This is a genomic window from Campylobacter gracilis, assembly GCF_001190745.1.
GTDB lineage: Bacteria > Campylobacterota > Campylobacteria > Campylobacterales > Campylobacteraceae > Campylobacter_B > Campylobacter_B gracilis.
Genome location: NZ_CP012196.1, coordinates 1,464,953 through 1,485,442, shown reverse-complemented (window position 1 = coordinate 1,485,442; position 20,490 = coordinate 1,464,953). Strand labels below are relative to the sequence as shown.

At 46.2% G+C, this 20,490-nt stretch carries 22 protein-coding genes; all 22 read left to right on the top strand.

What is annotated here, in order from left to right:
• The first annotated feature begins 12 nt into the window (after nt 1–12).
• Entirely contained in the window at nt 13–1,371 is a 1,359-nt protein-coding gene (locus tag CGRAC_RS07355; protein ID WP_005873225.1) for an efflux transporter outer membrane subunit, read from the top strand.
• A 1-nt stretch (nt 1,372) separates the two neighbouring features.
• Nucleotides 1,373–1,726, top strand: a complete 354-nt coding sequence (locus CGRAC_RS07350; RefSeq protein ID WP_005873224.1) for a hypothetical protein — start codon at nt 1,373–1,375, stop codon at nt 1,724–1,726.
• 75 nt (nt 1,727–1,801) lie between these two features.
• A complete protein-coding gene (gene rpmH / locus CGRAC_RS11565) occupies nt 1,802–1,936 on the top strand; it encodes a 50S ribosomal protein L34 (RefSeq protein WP_005873223.1) in 135 nt (44 codons plus the stop codon).
• Nucleotides 1,924–2,259 carry a ribonuclease P protein component gene (gene rnpA, locus CGRAC_RS07345; RefSeq protein WP_040304477.1) on the top strand — a complete coding sequence of 112 codons (336 nt, stop codon included), beginning with the start codon at nt 1,924–1,926 and terminating at the stop codon, nt 2,257–2,259. Before rpmH ends, rnpA begins: the two co-directional genes overlap by 13 nt.
• Nucleotides 2,256–2,594, top strand: coding sequence for a membrane protein insertion efficiency factor YidD (gene yidD, locus CGRAC_RS07340; RefSeq protein WP_005873221.1), 339 nt, complete (start codon nt 2,256–2,258; stop codon nt 2,592–2,594). Before rnpA ends, yidD begins: the two co-directional genes overlap by 4 nt.
• Complete coding sequence (gene yidC, locus CGRAC_RS07335) at nt 2,594–4,237, top strand: membrane protein insertase YidC (RefSeq protein WP_005873220.1); 1,644 nt, start codon at nt 2,594–2,596, stop codon at nt 4,235–4,237. The genes yidD and yidC overlap by 1 nt, the downstream gene beginning before the upstream one ends.
• Nucleotides 4,234–4,989: a Jag N-terminal domain-containing protein gene (locus tag CGRAC_RS07330; RefSeq protein ID WP_005873219.1), complete on the top strand. Its 756-nt coding sequence runs from the start codon at nt 4,234–4,236 to the stop codon at nt 4,987–4,989. Before yidC ends, CGRAC_RS07330 begins: the two co-directional genes overlap by 4 nt.
• A gap of 2 nt (nt 4,990–4,991) precedes the next feature.
• Nucleotides 4,992–6,740 (top strand): tRNA uridine-5-carboxymethylaminomethyl(34) synthesis GTPase MnmE, encoded by a 1,749-nt coding sequence (mnmE, locus tag CGRAC_RS07325; RefSeq protein WP_005873218.1) that lies wholly within the window; start codon nt 4,992–4,994, stop codon nt 6,738–6,740.
• Between the two features lie 59 nt (nt 6,741–6,799).
• Nucleotides 6,800–7,681, top strand: a complete 882-nt coding sequence (locus CGRAC_RS07320) for a lysophospholipid acyltransferase family protein (RefSeq protein WP_005873217.1) — start codon at nt 6,800–6,802, stop codon at nt 7,679–7,681.
• Nucleotides 7,666–9,105, top strand: a complete 1,440-nt coding sequence (locus tag CGRAC_RS07315) for an ELM1/GtrOC1 family putative glycosyltransferase (RefSeq protein WP_005873216.1) — start codon at nt 7,666–7,668, stop codon at nt 9,103–9,105. The genes CGRAC_RS07320 and CGRAC_RS07315 overlap by 16 nt, the downstream gene beginning before the upstream one ends.
• Nucleotides 9,102–10,178 (top strand): glycosyltransferase, encoded by a 1,077-nt coding sequence (locus CGRAC_RS07310; RefSeq protein ID WP_005873215.1) that lies wholly within the window; start codon nt 9,102–9,104, stop codon nt 10,176–10,178. The genes CGRAC_RS07315 and CGRAC_RS07310 overlap by 4 nt, the downstream gene beginning before the upstream one ends.
• Nucleotides 10,175–10,357: a hypothetical protein gene (locus tag CGRAC_RS07305; RefSeq protein WP_005873214.1), complete on the top strand. Its 183-nt coding sequence runs from the start codon at nt 10,175–10,177 to the stop codon at nt 10,355–10,357. Before CGRAC_RS07310 ends, CGRAC_RS07305 begins: the two co-directional genes overlap by 4 nt.
• Nucleotides 10,354–11,175, top strand: a complete 822-nt coding sequence (locus tag CGRAC_RS07300) for a polysaccharide deacetylase family protein (protein WP_005873213.1) — start codon at nt 10,354–10,356, stop codon at nt 11,173–11,175. Before CGRAC_RS07305 ends, CGRAC_RS07300 begins: the two co-directional genes overlap by 4 nt.
• Nucleotides 11,172–12,404: a glycosyltransferase gene (locus CGRAC_RS07295; RefSeq protein ID WP_005873212.1), complete on the top strand. Its 1,233-nt coding sequence runs from the start codon at nt 11,172–11,174 to the stop codon at nt 12,402–12,404. Before CGRAC_RS07300 ends, CGRAC_RS07295 begins: the two co-directional genes overlap by 4 nt.
• Before the next feature lie 118 nt (nt 12,405–12,522).
• Nucleotides 12,523–12,756, top strand: a complete 234-nt coding sequence (locus CGRAC_RS07290; protein ID WP_005873211.1) for a hypothetical protein — start codon at nt 12,523–12,525, stop codon at nt 12,754–12,756.
• Between the two features lie 315 nt (nt 12,757–13,071).
• The gene (locus CGRAC_RS07285; protein WP_005873210.1) at nt 13,072–14,316 is read left to right on the top strand and encodes an O-antigen ligase family protein; all 1,245 of its coding nucleotides are present in this window, start codon (nt 13,072–13,074) and stop codon (nt 14,314–14,316) included.
• On the top strand, nt 14,313–15,104 hold the full coding sequence (locus CGRAC_RS07280; RefSeq protein ID WP_005873209.1) for a polysaccharide deacetylase family protein: 792 nt from the start codon (nt 14,313–14,315) through the stop codon (nt 15,102–15,104). The genes CGRAC_RS07285 and CGRAC_RS07280 overlap by 4 nt, the downstream gene beginning before the upstream one ends.
• Nucleotides 15,101–15,856, top strand: coding sequence for a glycosyltransferase family 2 protein (locus CGRAC_RS07275; protein ID WP_005873208.1), 756 nt, complete (start codon nt 15,101–15,103; stop codon nt 15,854–15,856). Before CGRAC_RS07280 ends, CGRAC_RS07275 begins: the two co-directional genes overlap by 4 nt.
• Nucleotides 15,857–15,920: 64 nt before the next feature.
• A complete protein-coding gene (purL, locus tag CGRAC_RS07270) occupies nt 15,921–18,116 on the top strand; it encodes a phosphoribosylformylglycinamidine synthase subunit PurL (protein WP_005873207.1) in 2,196 nt (731 codons plus the stop codon).
• 3 nt (nt 18,117–18,119) lie between these two features.
• Complete coding sequence (locus CGRAC_RS12530; RefSeq protein ID WP_005873206.1) at nt 18,120–19,100, top strand: molecular chaperone DjiA; 981 nt, start codon at nt 18,120–18,122, stop codon at nt 19,098–19,100.
• A 108-nt stretch (nt 19,101–19,208) separates the two neighbouring features.
• A complete protein-coding gene (locus tag CGRAC_RS07260) occupies nt 19,209–19,850 on the top strand; it encodes a hypothetical protein (RefSeq protein WP_005873205.1) in 642 nt (213 codons plus the stop codon).
• Between the two features lie 16 nt (nt 19,851–19,866).
• The gene (locus CGRAC_RS07255; RefSeq protein ID WP_005873204.1) at nt 19,867–20,484 is read left to right on the top strand and encodes a hypothetical protein; all 618 of its coding nucleotides are present in this window, start codon (nt 19,867–19,869) and stop codon (nt 20,482–20,484) included.
• Nucleotides 20,485–20,490 lie beyond the last annotated feature (6 nt).

Here is a 20,490-nt window from a genome sequence, read left to right as displayed (position 1 = left end):
CAAGGAGAGAAAATGATAAATTCCAAAGTAATTTTAAGCGGCGTTTTAGCTGTTTTTATCGGCGGTTGTGCCTCAAATCAAAGTGAGGTCGAATTTAAGCCTGTAGAGCATTTCAAGGACGAAAATGCAAGCTATGAAATAGATACGCTGTGGTATAAAAAATATGGCGAATCATACTTAAATAAGCTTGTAGATCAAGCCCTTGCGAATAACTACGATCTAAAAACAGCGGCTTTAAATGTTGAGAGTGCTTATGCAAATTTAGGGCTAAGCAGGGCTGATCTTTTTCCTACGCTAAGTAGCTCGTGGAGTGCGGGCGCTAATCGTGACATAAGCACCGGCTCGAACTGGAACAAAACCTATAGCTCTGGTTTTAACGTAAGCTATGAGCTTGATCTTTTCGGCAAGATCCGCTCGGCGGTAAATGCCGAGGGCTGGAACGCCAAAGCTAGTGAGTTTGACCTTGAAAATACTCGCCTGACTCTTATAAATTCTGTCGTAAGCGGCTACTTCGAGATGCTTTATTTAAACGATTCGCTAAAATGGACAAAACAGAATTTAAGCGATTACCGAGAGATCGAAAAGATAATCAAGGCAAAATACGATTACGGCAAGTCCGAACAGCTTGATTACAGGCAGATTCAAAATTCTATTCTAGGGCTTGAAAACAAAGTCTTAAGCATTCAAAAAAATATCGAGGATAATCATAAATATATGAGAAATCTCATCTCCTCCAGCTTGCAGTTTGATGATAACACCGATTCGATAAATTCCATAGAATTCCAAGGCGTTGATCTAAATGTGCCTTACACGGCGCTTGCTAACCGTCCCGACATTAGAGCTGCGATCGCTAGGTTAAATTCCAGCTTTTACGACGAACAGACCGCTAAGTTAAATTTCTTTCCTAGCGTAAATTTAGGCGCAGGGCTTACTAACGGGCAAGGTGTGAGCGCTAACGATAGTTTCAAGCTAAATTTTTTAAGTGGCAACGTAAGCATAAGTCTGCCGTTTTTGGATTATGCGAGGGTTGAAAACCGCCTTAAAATTTCAGAGATCGCTTTTCGCAAAAACGTCGTAAATTACGAACAGACGCTCTCTAACGCTACGAATGAGGTGCTAAATTTATATAGAATTTATCAGATCAATCTGGCTAGCCTTAAAAATTTAAGCGCTGCTTACGATGAAAAGGCGCGCATTGCCGATCTTTACGCCGCGAAATACGAAGCGGGCTCAAGCGAGCTGAAGGATATGCTAGAAGCCCGCACCGACGCCGTAAACGCCAAGATAAACGAGCTAAATCAAAGATATTTGACGCTTCAAAACGAGGCAGCGATCTATCGCGCGATGGCAGGCAAATTTAAACGCAAATGAAATGAAAAAGGCTTTGATATTTTGGCTGCTTTGCGGTGCGATATTTGCTGATTGCACGGCACTAAGAGCGCAAGATGGTGCAGTAAGCCTTAGCGCCAGCGCTTACGTTGCGAACGATAAACAATCAGAATTTGAGAAAAACCATAGTGAAATTCTGCTAAATCGTCAAAAAAATGAACTAGATAGGCAAAGCCTGCAAAATAATTTGCAACGTGAATCAAAAGGCGCAGGCGACCACGATGATTTTTCGATGAAAAAACAGCCGATGCAAGATATCAAGGAGCGAAACAATAGAAATGAACAGGACTTAAAACTGCGCCGTAAAAAGCTGCAAGGCGACGCTTATCGGCGCTAGGGCTACTTTTGTTTATCGGTTTTTAAGTAAAGTTTCTATAAAATCTCCGCTTTACATTTTCTTAAAGGAACAGTTATGAAAAGAACGTACCAACCCCACAATACCCCTAAAAAGCGTACTCACGGCTTTCGCGTTCGCATGAAAACAAAAAACGGCCGCAGAGTTTTAAGTGCAAGACGTGCTAAAGGCAGAAGAAGATTGGCTGCGTAGGCGAATTTGCTGCGATAAGCGATAGCAGCGTTTTTTCGGAGGTTTATAAAAGTGCGGCAAAGTGGCATTGCGAATGCGCTGTTGTGTATTTTTTGGCTAGCGAGCAGCGTAAATTTAGCGCAGTCGCCAGTAAAAAAATAGGCAATTCAGTTACGCGAAATTACGCTAAAAGACGTTTGCGCGCCGCGTTTTATAATCAAAAAGATGCCATTGTTAGCGGAATTTTTATATTAATCGCAAAAAAGCGAATTATAGATATGAGCTTTGAAGACATCGAGCGAAATTTAAAATGGGCGTTTAAAAAGATCGGCGCAGTAAAATGAAGAGATTTTTTATAGCTGCGATCGGGTTTTATCGAAAATTTATTTCGCCTTTGCTACCGCGCTGTTGCCGCTACTATCCGAGCTGTTCGGAATACGCGCTTTATGAGTTTAAGTTTAACAGCGTCTTTGGCGCGTTCTGCGCTGTAACGGCTAGAATTTTAAGATGCAATCCGCTCTTTAGCGGTGGCATAGATTATCCGATAATCGCGCGAAATTTCAAATTTTGCGTATTTTCTAAAATCCGCAGCAGCAATGCCTCTGCGGATAAATTTAAGCTTTGGTTCATACCATATAAAAAAAATAGATATTACGTCATACGACTAGGAGAAAAATAGTGCTAGATAAACTTCCTCAATCAAAGCGCCTTGCTATCGCAATAGCAACTGCGCTCATATTTTTCGTAGCTTACGATCATTTTTATTTATCAAAAATTCGCGCTGCTATGGAGGCAAACGCAACCGCAGCGCAAATCGCGCAAAAAAATACCGCCAAGTCCGCTCCGCAAACTTCCGCCGCTGGCGTGAGCGCGCAGGGAGCAAATTTAAATACCGCAAATTCCATCTCCGCGCCGTTAGTACGCGTAGTCGGAAAAGAAGCAAATTTTACGATCGACGGGCTCGGTCGCATAAGCTCGTATGCGCTAAATGATGCTAAATTCCGTAACGAAAACGGCGATGCGATAAATTTGATCGATCCTAAATCACATTCTAAACCGCTTGAGATGCGGTTTGAGGACGCGGCGTTGAATGCGATGGCTTTCGATACTCCCTACAGTGCTTCATCTAATGAGCTGGACGTACGAAACGGAGAGGCTAGCGTTACGTTAAGTCAAAGTTTAGGCGCCGTTAGCATAAATAAAATTCTTACCTTTTATCCAAATGGTAGTTATAAATTGGATCTGAAGTTGGGCGGCAATGCGCGTTATTTTATCAGCCCCGGCTCGCGCCCGAACGTAGAAGTAGATAGCTATACGGTTCACGGCGTCATCGTTGGAAAACCGGGCGAAGCTGGAATTTCAGATAAAATCGCTTCATTTTTTACGGGCTCACAAGCTATAAGCGAAAGCGTAGAAATTTTTAAAGATGGCGACGTGGATAAAAACGAGCGAATAAGCGGTGCAAATATTGCTGCAAGCTCCGATCGCTATTATACGACGCTATTTTACGGAGAGAGCCTGAATGCGACCGTGACTGACGCAGATAAAATTTCGCAGGTTTTCATAGGCTCGGACGGCGATCTTAGTCTTACGGGCTATATTGGTGCGAAAGATCACGCGACGCTAAGCTCGATAAATCCTGCTCTTACGCACATTATCGAATATGGCTGGTTTACCTTCATCGCCCGCCCGATGTTTAAATTTCTAAACTGGTTGCACGGCTATATCGGCAACTGGGGCTGGTCGATCGTAGTGCTTACGCTCATCATTCGCCTAATCTTATTCCCGCTAAGTTACAAGGGAATGCTGTCGATGAATAAGCTAAAAGATCTGGCGCCTAAGATGAAGGAACTTCAGGAGAAATACAAGGACGATAAGCAAAAGCTACAGATGCATATGATGGATCTGTATAAGAAAAACGGCGCCAACCCTATGGGCGGCTGCTTGCCGATCCTGCTTCAGATACCGGTATTTTTCGCGATCTACCGCGTGCTACTTAATGCGATCGAGCTAAAGGGCGCGGAGTGGGCGCTTTGGATCCACGATCTATCGCTTAAAGATCCATACTATATCCTGCCGATTACGATGGGAATTTTGATGTTTTTGCAGCAAAAGATTACGCCGACTACGTTTACTGATCCGATGCAAGAGAAGATGATGAAATTCTTGCCGCTCATTTTTACGGTATTTTTTGTGATGTTTCCTGCGGGTCTTACGCTATACTGGACGGTAAATAATTTCTGCTCCATTATCCAGCAATACGTCATTAATAAAGCCTTTGCTAGGCATAAACAAGCTCAAATAGCGGAGAAAAAATCATGATAATTGAAGCAGAAAATTTAAAAGACGCATATAATAAAGCAGCAGCTGAGCTAGGATGCTCGGTAACGCAGCTTAACGTGCGCGTGCTGCAGCATCCAAGCGGCGGATTTTTGGGCTTTTTTAAAAAAAATGCCGTAATAGAAGCGGTTTTGGAAGGGGAGAAATTTAGCGAAAATCCGGAATTTAGCGCCCCGCAAAATAAAGCCGGCAAAGCAGAGAAAAAGCAGGGCGACAAATCAGAGTCTCAAAGTCCTCGCGCCACGCATTCTAAACATCGCAAAGAAAAGCAAAAGGGCGTTGTGACGGATGAAATTCTATCCGATATCAAAGAGAAGCTATCTGCGCTTTTTAGATCAAGCGAGTTTAATATCGAAGTTAGCGATGTTAGCAAAATCGACGAAAATACCGTCTATATCAAGCTGCAAGGCGAGGATAGCGCGCTTTTGATAGGCAAAGAGGGGCACCGCTACAAGGCACTTTCGTATATGATTTACAACTGGATCAGCATCAGATATGATCTTGCTGTGGTTTTTGAAATCGCAGAATTTTTACAAAATCAAGAACGATTTATCGATTCTTATGTAAATGCGCTCGTGGAACGCTCCGGAAATGAGCGTATCGTCACGAAGGCTTTTGATGGCGCATTTATCAAAATCGTAGCCGACAAGCTAAAACAAGCATATCCGGATCGTTTCGTGGGCATCAAATCCACGCGTAGCGGCAAAATCGTTATCGTAGACGAAAAAAGCTAATCGTGAGCGAGACTATCGCCGCTATCGCTACGGCTCACGGCATCGGCGGAATTTGCATAGTTAGAATTTCAGGCGAGGAAGCGCTATCTATCGCTCTAAGCCTTTCACATCGCAGTTCTTTGCGCCCTCGCTATGCCACGCTTGTGAATCTTTTTGACGCGAGCGGTGAAGCGTTCGGCGAGGCGATTTTGATATATTTTAAAGCTCCGCATAGCTTTACCGGCGAGGATGTCGTAGAAGTGCAGACCCACGGCGGCTTTACGGCTTCATCCTTGGCGTTAGATGCCGTGCTGGCTCTGGGTGCGCGCATAGCAAATCCGGGCGAGTTTAGTAAGCGAGCGTTTTTAAATGGCAAAATGGATCTTAGTAAAGCCGAAGCCATAAGCGATCTTATAAATTCTCGCTCACAAAGTGCGGCTAAAATTTTAGCTAGAAACCTGCGCGGCGAGCTGGCAGACTTCGTCGCAAATCTGCGCGCGGCTCTGGTTAAGACGCTAGCTTTTGTCGAGGTTTGCATCGACTACGCGGAGGATGATCTGCCTTCTGACGTGCTGCAAAACTCGCAAGAAATGCTTAGCCAAAATATCGCTTCTCTAGAAAAAATCACTCGCATCAGCCGCAGCCGAAGAGGGCTAATCGAGGGCTTTAAAGTAGCGATTGTGGGTAAGCCTAATGTCGGTAAATCAAGCATTTTAAATTCTATGCTGAGCTTTAGTCGCGCTATCGTGAGCGACGAAGCGGGCACTACGCGCGATCTCATTGAAGAAAGCTTGCAAATAGGCACTCATCTAATCCGTATAGTCGATACTGCAGGTATCAGACACAGCGGCTCAAAGCTCGAAAGTATCGGCATTTCATATTCGCTTCGCGCTGCAAGCGAGGCAGACGTGATTTTGGCAGTGTTTGACGCAAGTCGCGAATGGGACGCCGAGGACGCGCAGATCCTAAAAATACTGCGCGAACAAAAAGGCAAAAAAATCATCTACGTTTTAAATAAATGCGACTTGCTGCGTAAATTTCATCCTAGCGCGGAGGATCTTGGCGATGATTTAGAGGCTTTTTCTGCAAAAAATTTCGCAGTCAAAAATCCCATATCAGAGAATTTCGCAGCCGAAAATTTAAAGCAAAGTCAGACCTGCGACGCTTCTTTAAATTCCTGCGCGCAGAATTTAAAAGCTAAAAATTTAAAGCATGACTTAAGCGCGCAAAATTTTACTTCCATAAATTCCGCGCCTACAAGCCAAACAGCTCTTGCGAATTCCATAAATCTGGTGGGGCAGAATTCCGCCGCAAAAGCGGGACTAGCGTCGCTAAATACTGAGCGCGCTACTGTAAGCTGTGCTGCGGAGAATTTTACTCAAGATGATTTCAAACAAAATTCTTCAAATTCCATCGCGCCTAGTAGCTCTGCAATAAATTCCGCTGGGCAAAATACCCAGGCAAATTCCATTTTTACGCCACTTGAAATTTCTGCAAACGAGGGCGTGGATCAAATTTTAACCGCGCTTGAGAGCTACTTAAATTCTCAAAATTTCGATGGTCTTATGCTAAGCAATGAGCGGCAAATTCTATCTTGCGAGAGCGCGCTTGCGGCTCTTAAAAATGCGAGCGAGCGCCTGGCTTGCGGCGAACTTGAGCTTTTTGCATTTGAGATAAATCGCGCGATTGAGGCGATTGCACGTATTTCGCGTCCATTTGAGCGAGACGAAATTCTAGACGAAATGTTTAGCAATTTTTGCCTCGGTAAATAGCGTTTTAGCTACTAATTAGCCAAAATTCAATATAATCTCGCATTTAAAACGAGGTCTTTATGAAGGAAAAAATCCAATATTTTTTGGCGCTGGGTCTGATAAAATTTGCAAAATTCGCGCCGAAAAGCTTCATATTCGCATTTTTCGATAAGCTCGCACTTTTCGCATCGTGGAAGCTTAGTAGGCGCGTTAAAGTCGCGCAGGATAACCTTCGCGCCGCCTATCCGCAAAAAAGCGAAAGTGAGCTTCACGCTCTTGCGATCGAGAATTTTCGCAGTATCGCTAGGACGCTTACCGACACGCTTTTATTTTACAACGGCAGACTAAAATTTGATGATCTGATTTCAAACGGCGAGCAGGCGCTAGGGCGCGTCCGAGAGCTAAAAGGTGATAATCCGCACGGGATTTTATTTTTTACCGCGCATTTTGGAAATTGGGAAATTTTAGCTAATTTTTTCGGCGCTAACGGCTTTCCCGTCTCGGTAGTCGGGCGTCGCAGCGATAATGAGTTGATCGAAGAGCGGCTCGTGGCGCCGTTTCGCGAGCGCTACGGCAACGACCTCATTTACAAGGACGATGCGATGCGCAGGCTCGTGCAGGCGCTAAAGCAGGGGCGCAACGTAGGCATCCTGCCCGATCAAAAGCCAGGCCCTAAAAACAGCCTGATTACGACCTTTTTTGGACGGCAATGCTACACTACAAAGACCATCGCGTCGCTTTATTTGAAATTTCGCCCCGTGCTGATCCCGATCTTTGCGCGGCGCGGAGAGGATAATCGCTATGAGATCGTGATCAAGGATTTCCCGCCGCTATCTGAAGGGCTAAATAAGGACGAAGCCGAGCTGTTTATCACGCAAAAGTGCAACGACATTTTCGAAGAGGTCGTGCGAACCGCGCCGCAGCAGTGGTTTTGGATACATAAACGATGGAAGATGGACTGATGGCGCGGCAAATTTCAAGAGGCGAGAGCAAACAGGGCGTCATAAGAAATTTATCCGCGCCGCAGGGCTCGCGCTTTTTTGTAAAAGAGCAAAGCGTCGTAAATTTAGGCGGTGCCGCGCGAGAAGGTAAAATTTTAAATCGCGAAAGCTCTATGACGATCGCCGCCGCGCGAGATGGCAAAAATTCGGATCTCAAAAATTTCATATCGGTTTGCGGCAGCCCCTCTTACATTTTGCGCCGTGAAAATTTTAGAGGTAAAAATTTAAGATCAAGTGCTCCAAGCTGGGCGTGGCACGCAGGCAGTGGCTCTTTAAATTTAAACAGCGAAAGCTCCTGCGTAAATCCGCCCGCCGCTAAAAATCCGTATCGGAAAGCGCTCATCTTAAGCGACGGCCGCAAGGGGCACGAGAACCAAAGCATCGCATTTTGCGAGCTAAGAGGGCTTGAGTTTTGCATTTGTAAGATCGCTTACGCTAACAAGCTTCTTAAACTCTTCTCCTACGCGCTTGATTTTTTAGGGCTTTATTTTAAAATTTTTAAGTGCGATCTCGGCGAGAGCGGCGCGGCGGCAGACTGCAAAAACGGATCAAATTTAAACAATTCCGCTTTAAATAGTCCCGTCGCGCCAGATAGCGCAAATTTAGACGCCGCGCCGAATGGCACCAATTCAGATGCCGTATCATATAGCGCAAATTTAGACGCTGCATCAGATCGTAATTTAAATTTCGCAGATTTCGATCTGTTCGTAGGCGCGGGCTCTACGACCTATTACGCGCTGAAATTTTACGCGCGCAGATACGCAAAGCCGAGTATAGCATTAATGTATCCGAAGGGCTACCGCAAGGATTTTAGCGTCATCATCGCAGGCGCGCATGACCGCCCAAAGCCGCGCGCAAATCTAAAAATTTCGCCCGTCTCGCTTAGTTTTTCGCGCCCGCAGGGGCTGTACCAGCCGCAGCGCAAGGCGGTAGGATTTATCATCGGCGGGCCGAATTCCTGCTTTGAGATGGGGGATGAAATTTTAAAGCAGATCGAGGGCGTAAGGGCGCAGTTTGCGGACTGCGAGTTTGCGCTAACGACCTCTCCGCGCACGCCGCGGGCTACCGAGAACGCGCTAGAAAAGCTCAGCTGGGATTACAGCGTGATTTATAGCCGCGAGCCCGTAAATCCGATCGGCGATTTTTTGGCGCAGTGCGAGTGGGTTTTTATCAGCGAGGACAGCGTCTCGATGATAAGCGAGGCTGCATCTAACGGGAGCGCGAGCGTAGCCATTTTGAGCCTAAAGCGCAAAGATGCTCATAATAAATTTGACGATTTTATAAGCGCTCTCGTTTCTACGGGTCATGCTAGGCGCTACGATGAAGCGCTAAAAAAGACCGCAAAGTACGATCTTAAGGCGTTTGTGAGGGAGATAAAAATATGAGGGTCGTGCAAATCCTGCCCGAGCTGAACGAAGGCGGCGTCGAGCGCGGCGTAGTCGAGCTAAATAGAGAGTTTGCGCGGTGCGGCATCGAAAATTTCGTTATCAGTAACGGCGGCAAATTGGCGTCAAAGATAGAAAAAGATGGCGGCGTGCACGTCCAGCTCGACGTTTGCTCCAAAAATATCCTAAGCGTTGCGGCGCGCGTTTTAAAGCTGCGTAAAATTTTAAGCGGGATCGCTCCAGACATCGTGCATGTTCGCTCTCGCGTGCCGGCGTGGCTGGTTAAATTTGCCCGCCCGCGTGCAAAGATCGTAAGCACCGTGCATGGGATAAATTCCGTAAATTTCTACAGCAAAATCATGACGGATGCGGACGCGATCATCTGCCCAAGCGGCTATACGCGCGATCACGTAGTGCGAAGCTACGGCGTAGACGCAGCCAAGATCACGATCATTCCGCGCGGTATCGATCTAGAAAAATTTAATCCCAAAAATTTAGACGAGCGCTTCATTGCGGAATTTCGCGAAAAATTCCACCTCGCGCAGGATGATTTCATCGTCTCAAGCATTGGGCGTATCACGCAGATTAAGGATTACAAAACTCTGATTCGCGCTGCGGCTTTGGCGAGCGAACAAAAGCTTAAAATTTTGATCGTAGGCGGCGTGAGAGCGGATCGCGACGAGTATTTTTCCGAGCTAAAATCGCTCGTAGCTGAGCTTAGCCTCTGCGAGCGCGTAATTTTTACGGGTTCGCAGAGCAAGGTAGCCGAAATTTACTCGCTCTCGTCGGTCACGGTAAGCGCCTCAAGCAAGCCTGAGAGCTTTGGGCGTTCGATGGCTGAGGCGATCGCGCTGAACTGCCCCGTGATCGCGACCCGCCACGGCGGCGCGCTGGATATCATAAAAGAGGGCGAAAACGGCTATTTTTTTGACGTGGGCGACGCGCAGGCGCTGGCAGAGCTGTTTGCTCCCGCGCGCGAGCTGAAATTTGACGGCTACGGCTACGTTTCGCAAAACTTCAGCCTAGAGCAGATGGTAGAAAAAACGATAAAGGTTTATGAGAGTTTAATATGAAAAATTTTTTTTACGAAAACGGCGCGCCTAACGGCTGGAGAATCACATTTTTAACACTGCTGCTTCTTTGGTGCGCGTCGCTGTTTTTCAAAAACGCGGTCTATCAGATCTCCTTTGCAGCGCTAAGTCTGGCTACGATACTAAGCTTTTTGGCCTATCGCATGAAGATCGAGCGATGATCTACGCGGCGGCGGTTTTGGCTTTTGCGGCAGCGGCGCTTTTTGCGTGGTTCTGCCTACGCTTTGCGTGGTGGGCGAAGGATCTGCCTTACGAGTATCCGCGCGTGCTGATGTATCATATGATCCGCGAGCATCTGCCAAAGCGCGCCTCTAAATTCAACCGCCTGCGCGTGACCCCCACCGCGTTTGAAAAACAGCTTGCGTGGCTGAAGCGAAACGGTTTTACGAGCTACACTCTAAGCGAGCTTGCAAGCTTGGATAAAAAGCCCGCAAAGGCGGTTTGTATTACTTTCGACGACGGATACCGCGATAATCTCACGGGCGCCCTGCCTCTTTTGCAAAAATACGGCTTTAAGGCGACGATTTTCATCGTGAACCGGCGCTTTGAGGGGAATTGGGCGACCGATAAGGATCTGAAAAAATCAAGCGACGAGCTAAATCGCGAGCAGATGCTAAGCGATCAGGAGGTCTGCGAGCTTTTGCAAAGCGGGCTCATCGAGATCGGCTCGCATACGCTCGATCACGCAAACTTGCCTAGCTTGGACGCGGCAGAGCAGCTGCGCCAGATGAGCGAATCAAAGCGCGAAATAGAGGCGAAATTTGATATTTCTTGCAGCGCTTTTGCCTATCCGTTCGGCTTTTACGACGAGATTAGCGTGCGCTGCGCGCGCGAGGCGGGCTTTAGCTGCGCCGTTACGACGCAAAACGACGTGTTGCGCCCTCACTACTCAAATTTTGAAATTCCGCGCATCATGGTTAGCGGCAGGCAGGGGCTTTTTAGCTTCATTTTGAAGATGAAGAAGGGCAGAAATAGATGAAAATCGCCTATCTTTGCTGCTCCAGATTTTACGGTGGTGTCGAAAAGATCGTGATCGACTCGCTAAATGAGCTTTGCAAAAGCGAGCAGGCGGCGCTAATCGTGCCCGATAGATGCGAGTTTTTACAGCGTCTGGATGCGCGCGTGCAAATTTATGAGTACAAAAGCCGCGACAAGCGCTATAATCCGTTTTTGTTCGCTGAAATTTATCGGTTTTTACGCTCGGGCGGATTTGAAATTTTACATTCGCACGGCGCCAAAGCCGCACAGATCGGCTTCGTGGTCGAAAAATTTTTAAGCCTTAAGCTTGTCGCGACCAAACACAACGATCGCAAGGCGCCGGTTTTCGATCGCGTGCGAAACGTCATCGCAGCCTCTCGCAAGGTCGCAACCACGATAAATCACGCCGCGAAGGTGATATATTTCGGCATAGAGCCGCGACAGGAGTTTGCAAATCGTGAAATTTACGCGCGCTGCAAGGACTTGGAGGGTGCCGCAAACGAAGCGCTCAAGGAAACAAAGGACGCGCGCAGCGACTCGGCTGGCGCTGCGGGTGCGTCGCAAAATATGGCTGACGCTGCGTACACGTCGCAAGATATGCCTGGCAGGGCGGGTGTGTCGCAAGATAGGGCTTTGGATGCGGACGCATCGCAAAATAAGACTAGTAGCGTATTTGTATCGCAACAGGGCGCAAACGCGGCGGCAGGAAATTTTAAATTTAGCATCGTTGCGGTCGGCAGGCTCGATAAGATTAAGGGTTTTGATCTTTTGATCCGCGCCGCAAGCGAGCTGAAATTTGATTTCGAGCTTAAAATTTACGGTCAGGGCGGCGAGAGGCAAAATTTGCAAAATTTAATCGATTCGCTAAATTTACGGGACCACGTGCGGCTATGCGGCTTTTGCGACGACGTTGCGGCAGCTCTTGCCGCGTCGCACCTGCATGTCATCAGCTCGCGCAAGGAGGGCTTTCCCGTGATTTTGATCGAAGGTATTTTTTATTCGCCCGTGCTGATATCTACCCGCGCGGGCGGAATTTCGGAAATTTTAAGCGAGGAGTTTTTATGCGAGGCGGCGGATCTGGGCGCCAAGATCGATGAAATTTACCGCACTTACGGCAAATACGCCCGGGCTTTTGCGCAAAAACACGCCAAGTTCAAGCAAACTTTGACGCTGCAAAATTATATTAGCTCGCTTAAAAATTACTACGAGGAGCTGTTATGCGAAGCCTAAATTTAGGCAAAGTAGCGATTAATGGATGATATATTTACCAGTTTGGCGTATTTCGGGCATAAATTTAGTCTTGTAAATGCTTGATAATAATGTTATAATCCCGAAATAAAGGATAAAGATGTCTAAATTAGACGAAGCAAAAGAAAGATTGATGACGCTTAGATTTTGGTTGGGCATAATCGTCGGGCTAATGATTTCGCTTGGCGGTTGGTTGTTAAATAACTACGAAACGGCAAAAGCATTTATTTTGATTTTAAGCGGATTAGGAATGATTGCTTTGTGTTTTGCTCTAGTGCTGGTTAATAGGAAAATTGAAAAAAAGTATAAAGAAATACGAGAGTTAAAAAAGTAGGAGGGTAGAGATATGGTTGGTTATATAGTAGTTTGTGTGGTGATTTGTAGCTTTGTTTTTGCCGCATTTTTGGGTGCACAGTCTGACGATGCGGTGGCGTAATCAAAAACAGTATTCTATAACTTTTTACTTTCGATGCTAATTGCTTAAGTAAAGGCGGTATGGGATTGCTAAATTTTTATGCCGCTATTATTAAATTTGGATGAGTATTGATGTTTATTGTAAAATCATAAGTGTTAAACACCACTATTTTCTAGTTCAATTTTTAGAAGATTTTGATAATATAATAAGATGAAATATAAGAAAGGAAAATAAATGTTATCAAAATTTAGCTATGAAAAGATTATGGGATATTTATTATATATATTGTCTTTAAGTTTTTTTGTAGGTAAGTCTTATAATGTCTTCAGCGCCCTAATAGTAGTTATATTTCTATTCCATACTTTTAAGGAGCGCTTATTTTGCGTGTTTAAAGATAAATTTTTTATATTTATGTCTATTTGGTGTATATATATGCTGTCTAGTGTAATTTGGGCAACACATAAAGATGGCATTATTAGTGCTGCAGGAGTTTTATTCTTATGGGTACTTTTGTATTTGGCGATTAAGACATATCTTGATTCCAAGGATAAATTAGAAAGATTTTTTAAATTTCAAACTTATATTGTTTTATTCGTTGCATTCAATGCACTGCTACAATTTCTTATAGGCTATAATATTTTTGGCGTTCCGATTTTGGATGGTAGGGCGACCGATATATTTTTTTCTAGCAATAGCAGAATTTTCCCTTTTATCTTGCCTCTTTATGTTGGAGTGTTTGGGGCTATGCTTAGTTTGAAAGATCGCTCTTCATCTCATTACATTCTATACGGCTCGGCTCTTTTTGGAATTTTAATAGCTGTTCCGCTAAGCGGCTCCAGGGGTCCTTTATTATTACTTTCCGTGTTTATCCCTATAATAGTTTGGACTAGCCCTTATAGAAAAACAGCTTTTATTATGTTAGCTGTTTTATGTGTATGTGTGATTTCTATAGCCTTTAATAGCGATAAATTACAGGATAGGTTGATTTCTTTAGCACATCCATTCGAGAATCAAAAGCACCTTAGGGTGGCTATTTGGAAAACTGCTATAGAAGAATTTAAAGATAATCCTATATTGGGCGTAGGTTTTAAAAATTTTAAATATAGACAATTCGATTACTATAAACCGGAATTTGAAAGTTACGAAATAGATAAGGAACAAAATAAAATGGTTGAACATGCGCATAGCCCTTGGATGGATATACTTGCAGAGCAAGGAATTGTTGGATTTGGGTTTGCCATTACACTATTTTTTAGTATCCTTTATAATGTTTATAGAAAAGGAACTTTTATATTGATTGGTGCATTTAGTGTTTTTTATGCATTTTCCTTTTTAAATTCCACTTTTGTAATTTCTAAGAGCCGTTGGTCGTTTTTTATGATATTTTCTATAACTATATTTATGCTTGTCGCTAACTATTATAAATATATAAATTCATCGAGTGATAGAAAAGTTGATGATGTAAAAGAATCAAGATGAACTATATTTTTATGTTTCTGATCTTTGCCGCCGCGGTGGGCGTTTCGCTGCGGTATAACTGGTGGCGGATCCCGCAGGGCTGGCATAAGGCGCGGGTGCTGATGTATCATAGCGTAGAGGAGCATAAGGGCGATAAATTCGACAAATGGCGGCTGAAGCCTGCGGATTTTGAAAGACAGATCGCGTGGCTTGCGAAAAATGGCTTTGAAAGCTTTAAGCTTAGCGAGCTTATCGCGCTAGAGCGGCTGCCTAAAAAGGCGGTTTGCATCACATTCGACGACGGGTTTGAAAATAACTTTACCGATGCCTTTGAAATTTTGAAAAAATACGATTTCAAAGCGAGCATATTTTTGGTGCCGGATGCCGTACAAAACGACTGGGAGCGCGCTAACACGACCCACCTTGCGCGGATGCTAAACGAGGAGCAAATTTTAAAAATGCAAGCAAGCGGGCTGGTGGAGTTCGGCGCGCATACGATGCACCACGTAAATTTAGACCTTACCTACGCGAGCGATCCGCAGCTAGCCACAGATGAGATCATCGAATCCAAGGCTCGCGTAGCGCGTATTTGCGGGCGGCCGTGCGAGGTGTTTGCCTACCCGTACGGTAAATTTAACGACGAAATTTTAAATATCGCCAGATCAAATTTTAAAGGCGCGGTGGTCGTCAAGCGCGGACTTTACGAGGCGGGCGACGATAAATACGCCGTAAAGCGTATCGGTATTTTGGGCACGGAGGGGTTTTTTGATTTTTGGCTGAAATTTACGAGGATAAGGAACAAACTATGATTAAAGCGTCCGTTTATGCGATAGTGATGAATGAGGAGCGCCACATCGAGCGTATGCTGCGTAGCGTGTCGGATTTTGCCGAGATCATAATCGTCGATAGCGGCAGCACCGATGCCACGCTGCAAATCGCGCGTAAATTTACCGATAAAATTTACCATCACGATTGGCAGGGCGAGGGGGTGCAGAAAAACTACGCATTTTCGCTATGTAGCAACGAATGGGTGCTCAATCTCGACGGCGACGAGGAGGTAAGTCCTGAGCTAAAAGGCGAGATAGAGGAGTTTATGAGCCAGAGCGATTACTCTGCGCTGGATATTAAATTTCACGAATACTCGCTCGGACGCAAGTGCTCCGATCTCGTGCATAAAAACACCCACATCCGCTTCTTTCGCAAGGAGTGCGGCGAGTATAGAAATATGGGCGTTCACGCGCAAATTTCGATCGTAAAAGGCGCAGTAAAAAAGAGTAAATTTTGCGTCAACCATTTTAGCGAAAAGCCGATCGCCGAGCTCGTTACGAAAAACAACAACTACTCCACGCTACGCGCGCAGGGGGATTTTGAGAAGGGCAAGAAGCCGAGCCTTGCGAAGCTTTTGCTGATCTATCCGTTTGCGTTTTTTAAATCATACATTTTGCGCAGATCGCTTTTTGACGGGCGCAAGGGATTTATCACGGCAAACATTAACGCATTTTACGCGTTTTTAAAAGAGGCGAAACTTTACGAGAAGTATCTTAAAAAGGGCGAAGATTAATCGAAATGATAGAAAATTTTAGCTATCATACGGGCCTAAATTTAACGGCGAAAAGGGCGAAAAAATGGACAAAAAAGTAGTAGCGGCACATAAAATTTCAGACGAAGAATATGAAAAAATTTTAAAAATTTTAGGTCGCGAGCCGAATCTGCTCGAGCTTGGGATTTTTAGCGCGATGTGGAGCGAGCACTGCAGCTATAAATCGAGTAAAAAATACTTAAGCGGCTTTCCGACCAAGGCGCCTTGGGTTATCCAAGGCCCGGGCGAAAACGCAGGCGTCATCGACATCGGCGGCGGCATGGCTGCGGTTTTTAAGATGGAAAGCCACAACCACCCTAGCTTCATAGAGCCTTTTCAGGGGGCTGCGACCGGCGTGGGCGGGATACTGCGCGATATCTTTACGATGGGCGCGCGCGTCGAGGCCAATATGAACTCGCTTCGTTTCGGCGAGGTGCGAGGAAGAAGCGAAAGTGCCAGGAAGCAGCGCTATCTGCTAAAAGGAGCAGTCGCAGGTATCGCTCACTATGGCAACTGCATGGGCATCCCTACGATAGGCGGCGAGACGAGCTTTGATAAGAGCTTTGACGGCAACATTTTAGTTAATGCCTTTGCTCTAGGTATCGTTAAAAAGGATGAAATTTTCTATGGCAGGGCCGAAGGCGTCGGCAACAGCGTGATCTACGTGGGCTCTAAGACGGGCCGTGACGGGCTCGGAGGAGCCGTGATGGCGAGCGATAGCTTTAATGACGCAAACAAATCCCTGCGCCCGACCGTGCAGGTGGGCGATCCGTTCGCCGAAAAGCTGCTGATGGAGGCGTGCTTGGAGCTTTTTAAAACCGATTATGTCGTGGGTATCCAGGATATGGGCGCGGCGGGGCTTACTTCAAGCAGCTTTGAGATGGCTGGACGCAGCGGCAGCGGCATGAGGTTAAATTTGGACCTTGTGCCGATGCGAGAGGCAGGGATGAGCCCGTACGAGCTGATGCTAAGCGAGAGCCAGGAGCGCATGCTGATCTGCGCCAAAAAGGGCTGCGAGGAGAAAATCAAAGAAATTTTTGCCAAATGGGATCTGGATGCCGCCGTAATCGGCGAGGTGACGGATAGTGGCAAGATGGAGCTTTTTTGGCACGGCGAGCTAGCGGGCGTTATCCCGATCGAGCCGCTTAGCGAGGCGGCACCCGTGCTGGATCGCCCGATAAAAGAGCCTGCATATATGGCGCAGATCGCGCGGCAAAATTTGTGTGGTTGCGGCGCAAGCGAGCGCGAGCTGGAAGCGGCGTTTGATAAAATTTTTGAGGACCCAGAAGTACTAAATAAATCCTACATCTACGATCAATACGACGCCAACGTAGGGCTAAACTCCGCCAAGCGTCCCGGCATGCTGGGCGCTGCTGTGATGCGCGTTAAGCAAAACGGCGTAAAGCTCGCGATGGCTGCGGACTGCAACACGCGGATGAATTACGTCCATCCTCGCATAGGCGCGGCGCTCGCGGTAGCGTCGGCAGGGCGAAAGGTCGCGATGAGCGGCGCAACGCCTCTAGCTATCACCGATTGCCTAAACTACGGCAATCCGCAAAATCCCGAGGTTATGTGGCAGTTCGCGCAGGGCTGCGAGGGGATCAAGCAGGCTTGCGCCACGCTAAATACCCCGGTCATCAGCGGCAACGTAAGCCTTTATAACGAAACGGGCGGCGTTAGCATCCAGCCCACTCCCGCGATCGTGTGCGTGGGCACGAACGAGGGCGAGATCATCCCTAGCGATTTTTGCGCTAGCGGCGTGAGCGTCTATCTGGTAGGCGATACGAAGGGCGTATTTGCGGGCTCGCTTTATATGAAAGCGGTGGAAAATCGCGTCGCAGGCAGCCTACCTGAGTTAAATTTAAAGGCCGAGCGCGCTTTGTGGGACTTCGCGATAGAAGCGGGCAAGAGCGGGGTTTTGGAATTTGCAAACTCCGTAGGAATCGGCGGCGTGGCGATTACGCTTGCAAAGATGGCGTGCGTGGGCGGCATCGGTGGCGAGTTTGAGATGAGCTGCGACGATAGCAGAGATATTTTCGACGAGAGCTTTTCGCGCGCGATTTTCGGCGTGCGCAACGAGGCAAAATTTAAAGAGCTGGCCGCAAAATACGGGCTAAGCTTGATGCGTCTAGGCGTCAGCGGCGGCGAAGCATTTCGTATAAATTCCGTCCGTAAAAATCTAAAGGCGTTAAAAGAAATTTACTTCGGCGAGTTTGCCAAGATCGTAAAGAGCGAAGATTAGCGCGTGCTTAGCATCATATTTCTTTTAATCGCGCTGTATATTTTCGCGCAGATCGGTGTGGCTTTCGGCAACTCTGGCTATCGCGGCAAGGCTCAAATGCAGCTAGCAGAGGCTAAAATTTTAGTAGCACTTCTAGCCAAGGTCGCCAAAAGCGACGGGCACGTAAGCGAGTCCGAAGCCGCGATGATAAGCGAAATTTTAGACGATTTGGTACGCCAAATGGGCGCCGGCGAACGCGAACGCGAGGCGCTGAAGCTCGTTTATAAGCTCGAGAAAGAAAACTTCGCAAATGTGCGCGAGCTCGCCGAAAAATATAACCAAATCTACCGCCCGAGCCCGAGCCGCAAAACGGGGCTAATCTATTTCTTTTTAAATTTAGCCTACGTCGATCGCGGTTTTAGTGCGGCAGAGCGGCGCACAATCTCGCAGATTTGCGACGGGTTGGGCATTGCAGAGCATATCCAAAGCCAGATTTTCGCGACCTTTGAGCGCAGCTTTTATGGCACATATTACGAAAACGGCGGCGCGCAAAGCAGCTCCGCTTACGATGAATACGACGGCTATAGCACAAGAAGCGGCGGGTATTGGGACAAATACGGCGGCAGAAGCACGGGCGGCTACGGAAGCAGTAGTTACGGCGGCGGCACCGGCTACGGATATGGCGGCACGGCGGGTTCGGGCTACGGAGGCTCGCAAAGTTCTAGCGGTTACGGCGGGTATTCGAGTGGATATAGCGACGGCTATTCGGGCAGCTCGCAAGGCTCCGCCAAAAGCAAAAGAGATCCGTATGAAATTTTGGGGCTCTCCAAGGACGCTACGTTTAGCGAGATCAAGAAAAAATATCGCGAGCTCGTGAAAAAATACCACCCCGACATCCTGATGGGCAAGGGCGCGGACGAGGAGATCATCCAGGAGGGCACGAAGAAGCTTCAGGAGATCAACGAGGCGTATAAAATTTTAAAGGAGCGTTTCGGCGAGAAGTAGGGCGAGCAAATTTTAAAATTTGAGGGCGCAAAACGCCTTGAAATTTTAAAATAGGATGGCGAGACGGCGGCAAGGTGCGGCGAAGGATTAGAATTTAAGGAGAGATAAATGAAAAATTTTATAGTTTTTGCCGTTTTGGCGGCACTACTTGGAGGATGCGCGGGCAAAAAAGATCAAAACGGAATTGCCGACTCGGAAGATATCGCAATGTTAAGCTTTGACAAAAATATTTCCACTAAATACCGAGCCCATAACGGAAAACTCTATAAAAATGGCAAAGTGTTAGGCAAATATCTTACGGCACCGGGACTTGGTATGCACATTTATACTGATGAAATGGGAAATGGTTATATAGATCCCAGTGCGATAAAAGAACATAATTCTAAAAAAATTACGGAGATAATATTCGTTCCGAACGAATTTATTAAAGTGATCTCTTATAGCCATAATGACGGCGTTTGTAAAGCATTGTCCGCAGGAAAATATGTACATATAAAGGAGTATATTACTATGTATTCACGAGGCGAGCCGATCGTGGCATATAGTTATGATGTTTTGATGTCAAGAAAAGGAATGGGAAAAATTTCATCCAGGTATGATTTCGCTAATGAAAAGCTATCTTATGTGGATAAAAAAATTTTAGAAAAACTAAATTCGACAGTAGCAGATCATGTGCAAGCATCCGTCGTGCTTAGCGGTGCTACGCTTCTTGGTCTGCTTTGTAGAGAAAAGTCTAAAAGGTTGGATTAAATTTGAGGAGTGATAAATGAAAAATTTTATAATTTTTGCCGTTTTGGCGGCACTACTTGGAGGATGCGGGGTATTGCGTCCGGCTAAGAGCGATAAAGAGTTTAAATTTTACGACGGCAACAAAACCGTGATCTATAAATTTGCCGGCGAGAATCTATATGAAAACGGCAGAAATTTAGGCGTGTATTCGATATATAGAAATAACATAAGAACGATTGCCGTCGATGGGGCGGGCAGGTCTTACGGTAATAACTACAGATCCGCTCTAAATGCCAAACGGATGAAATTTTATCATTTTGACGATGGGGGCGCAATGATATTTAGCGTTTGGCACAAGGATGGAATTTGCAGCGTCTATAACGCAGGCCGATACGTGAATTTTGACTTTATTTCAAATACTTTTAAAGATGGCGATTGGCTTTACGCGGATGGTAAAATTTCAAAAAGCGACGACGAGGGCATCATACAAAATGGAGCTTCAAAGGAATTAGGTGTATATAAAACTTCGGATATAAGCAAATTAATCCAAGATAAGAAAATGGATCGTGCCGTGAAAATTAGCGTCACGAGCGTATATCTTCACGGATATGCAAAAGCTATGAAGACTAGAAAACTAGACGATTTTTGCAGATAAACTTCG

Bases quoted from the DNA above. Each gene is read 5' to 3' on its own strand.
- CGRAC_RS07355 (WP_005873225.1), top strand. From the start codon at position 13: ATGATAAATTCCAAAGTAATTTTAAGCGGCGTTTTAGCTGTTTTTATC.
- CGRAC_RS07275 (WP_005873208.1), top strand. From the start codon at position 15,101: ATGATTAAAGCGTCCGTTTATGCGATAGTGATGAATGAGGAGCGCCAC.
- purL (WP_005873207.1), top strand. From the start codon at position 15,921: ATGGACAAAAAAGTAGTAGCGGCACATAAAATTTCAGACGAAGAATAT.
- CGRAC_RS07290 (WP_005873211.1), top strand. From the start codon at position 12,523: ATGTCTAAATTAGACGAAGCAAAAGAAAGATTGATGACGCTTAGATTT.
- CGRAC_RS07310 (WP_005873215.1), top strand. From the start codon at position 9,102: ATGAGGGTCGTGCAAATCCTGCCCGAGCTGAACGAAGGCGGCGTCGAG.
- CGRAC_RS07260 (WP_005873205.1), top strand. From the start codon at position 19,209: ATGAAAAATTTTATAGTTTTTGCCGTTTTGGCGGCACTACTTGGAGGA.
- CGRAC_RS07255 (WP_005873204.1), top strand. From the start codon at position 19,867: ATGAAAAATTTTATAATTTTTGCCGTTTTGGCGGCACTACTTGGAGGA.
- CGRAC_RS07280 (WP_005873209.1), top strand. From the start codon at position 14,313: ATGAACTATATTTTTATGTTTCTGATCTTTGCCGCCGCGGTGGGCGTT.
- rpmH (WP_005873223.1), top strand. From the start codon at position 1,802: ATGAAAAGAACGTACCAACCCCACAATACCCCTAAAAAGCGTACTCAC.
- CGRAC_RS07295 (WP_005873212.1), top strand. From the start codon at position 11,172: ATGAAAATCGCCTATCTTTGCTGCTCCAGATTTTACGGTGGTGTCGAA.
- yidD (WP_005873221.1), top strand. From the start codon at position 2,256: ATGAAGAGATTTTTTATAGCTGCGATCGGGTTTTATCGAAAATTTATT.
- CGRAC_RS07300 (WP_005873213.1), top strand. From the start codon at position 10,354: ATGATCTACGCGGCGGCGGTTTTGGCTTTTGCGGCAGCGGCGCTTTTT.
- CGRAC_RS07305 (WP_005873214.1), top strand. From the start codon at position 10,175: ATGAAAAATTTTTTTTACGAAAACGGCGCGCCTAACGGCTGGAGAATC.
- CGRAC_RS07350 (WP_005873224.1), top strand. From the start codon at position 1,373: ATGAAAAAGGCTTTGATATTTTGGCTGCTTTGCGGTGCGATATTTGCT.
- CGRAC_RS07330 (WP_005873219.1), top strand. From the start codon at position 4,234: ATGATAATTGAAGCAGAAAATTTAAAAGACGCATATAATAAAGCAGCA.
- CGRAC_RS07285 (WP_005873210.1), top strand. From the start codon at position 13,072: ATGTTATCAAAATTTAGCTATGAAAAGATTATGGGATATTTATTATAT.
- CGRAC_RS07315 (WP_005873216.1), top strand. From the start codon at position 7,666: ATGGAAGATGGACTGATGGCGCGGCAAATTTCAAGAGGCGAGAGCAAA.
- CGRAC_RS07320 (WP_005873217.1), top strand. From the start codon at position 6,800: ATGAAGGAAAAAATCCAATATTTTTTGGCGCTGGGTCTGATAAAATTT.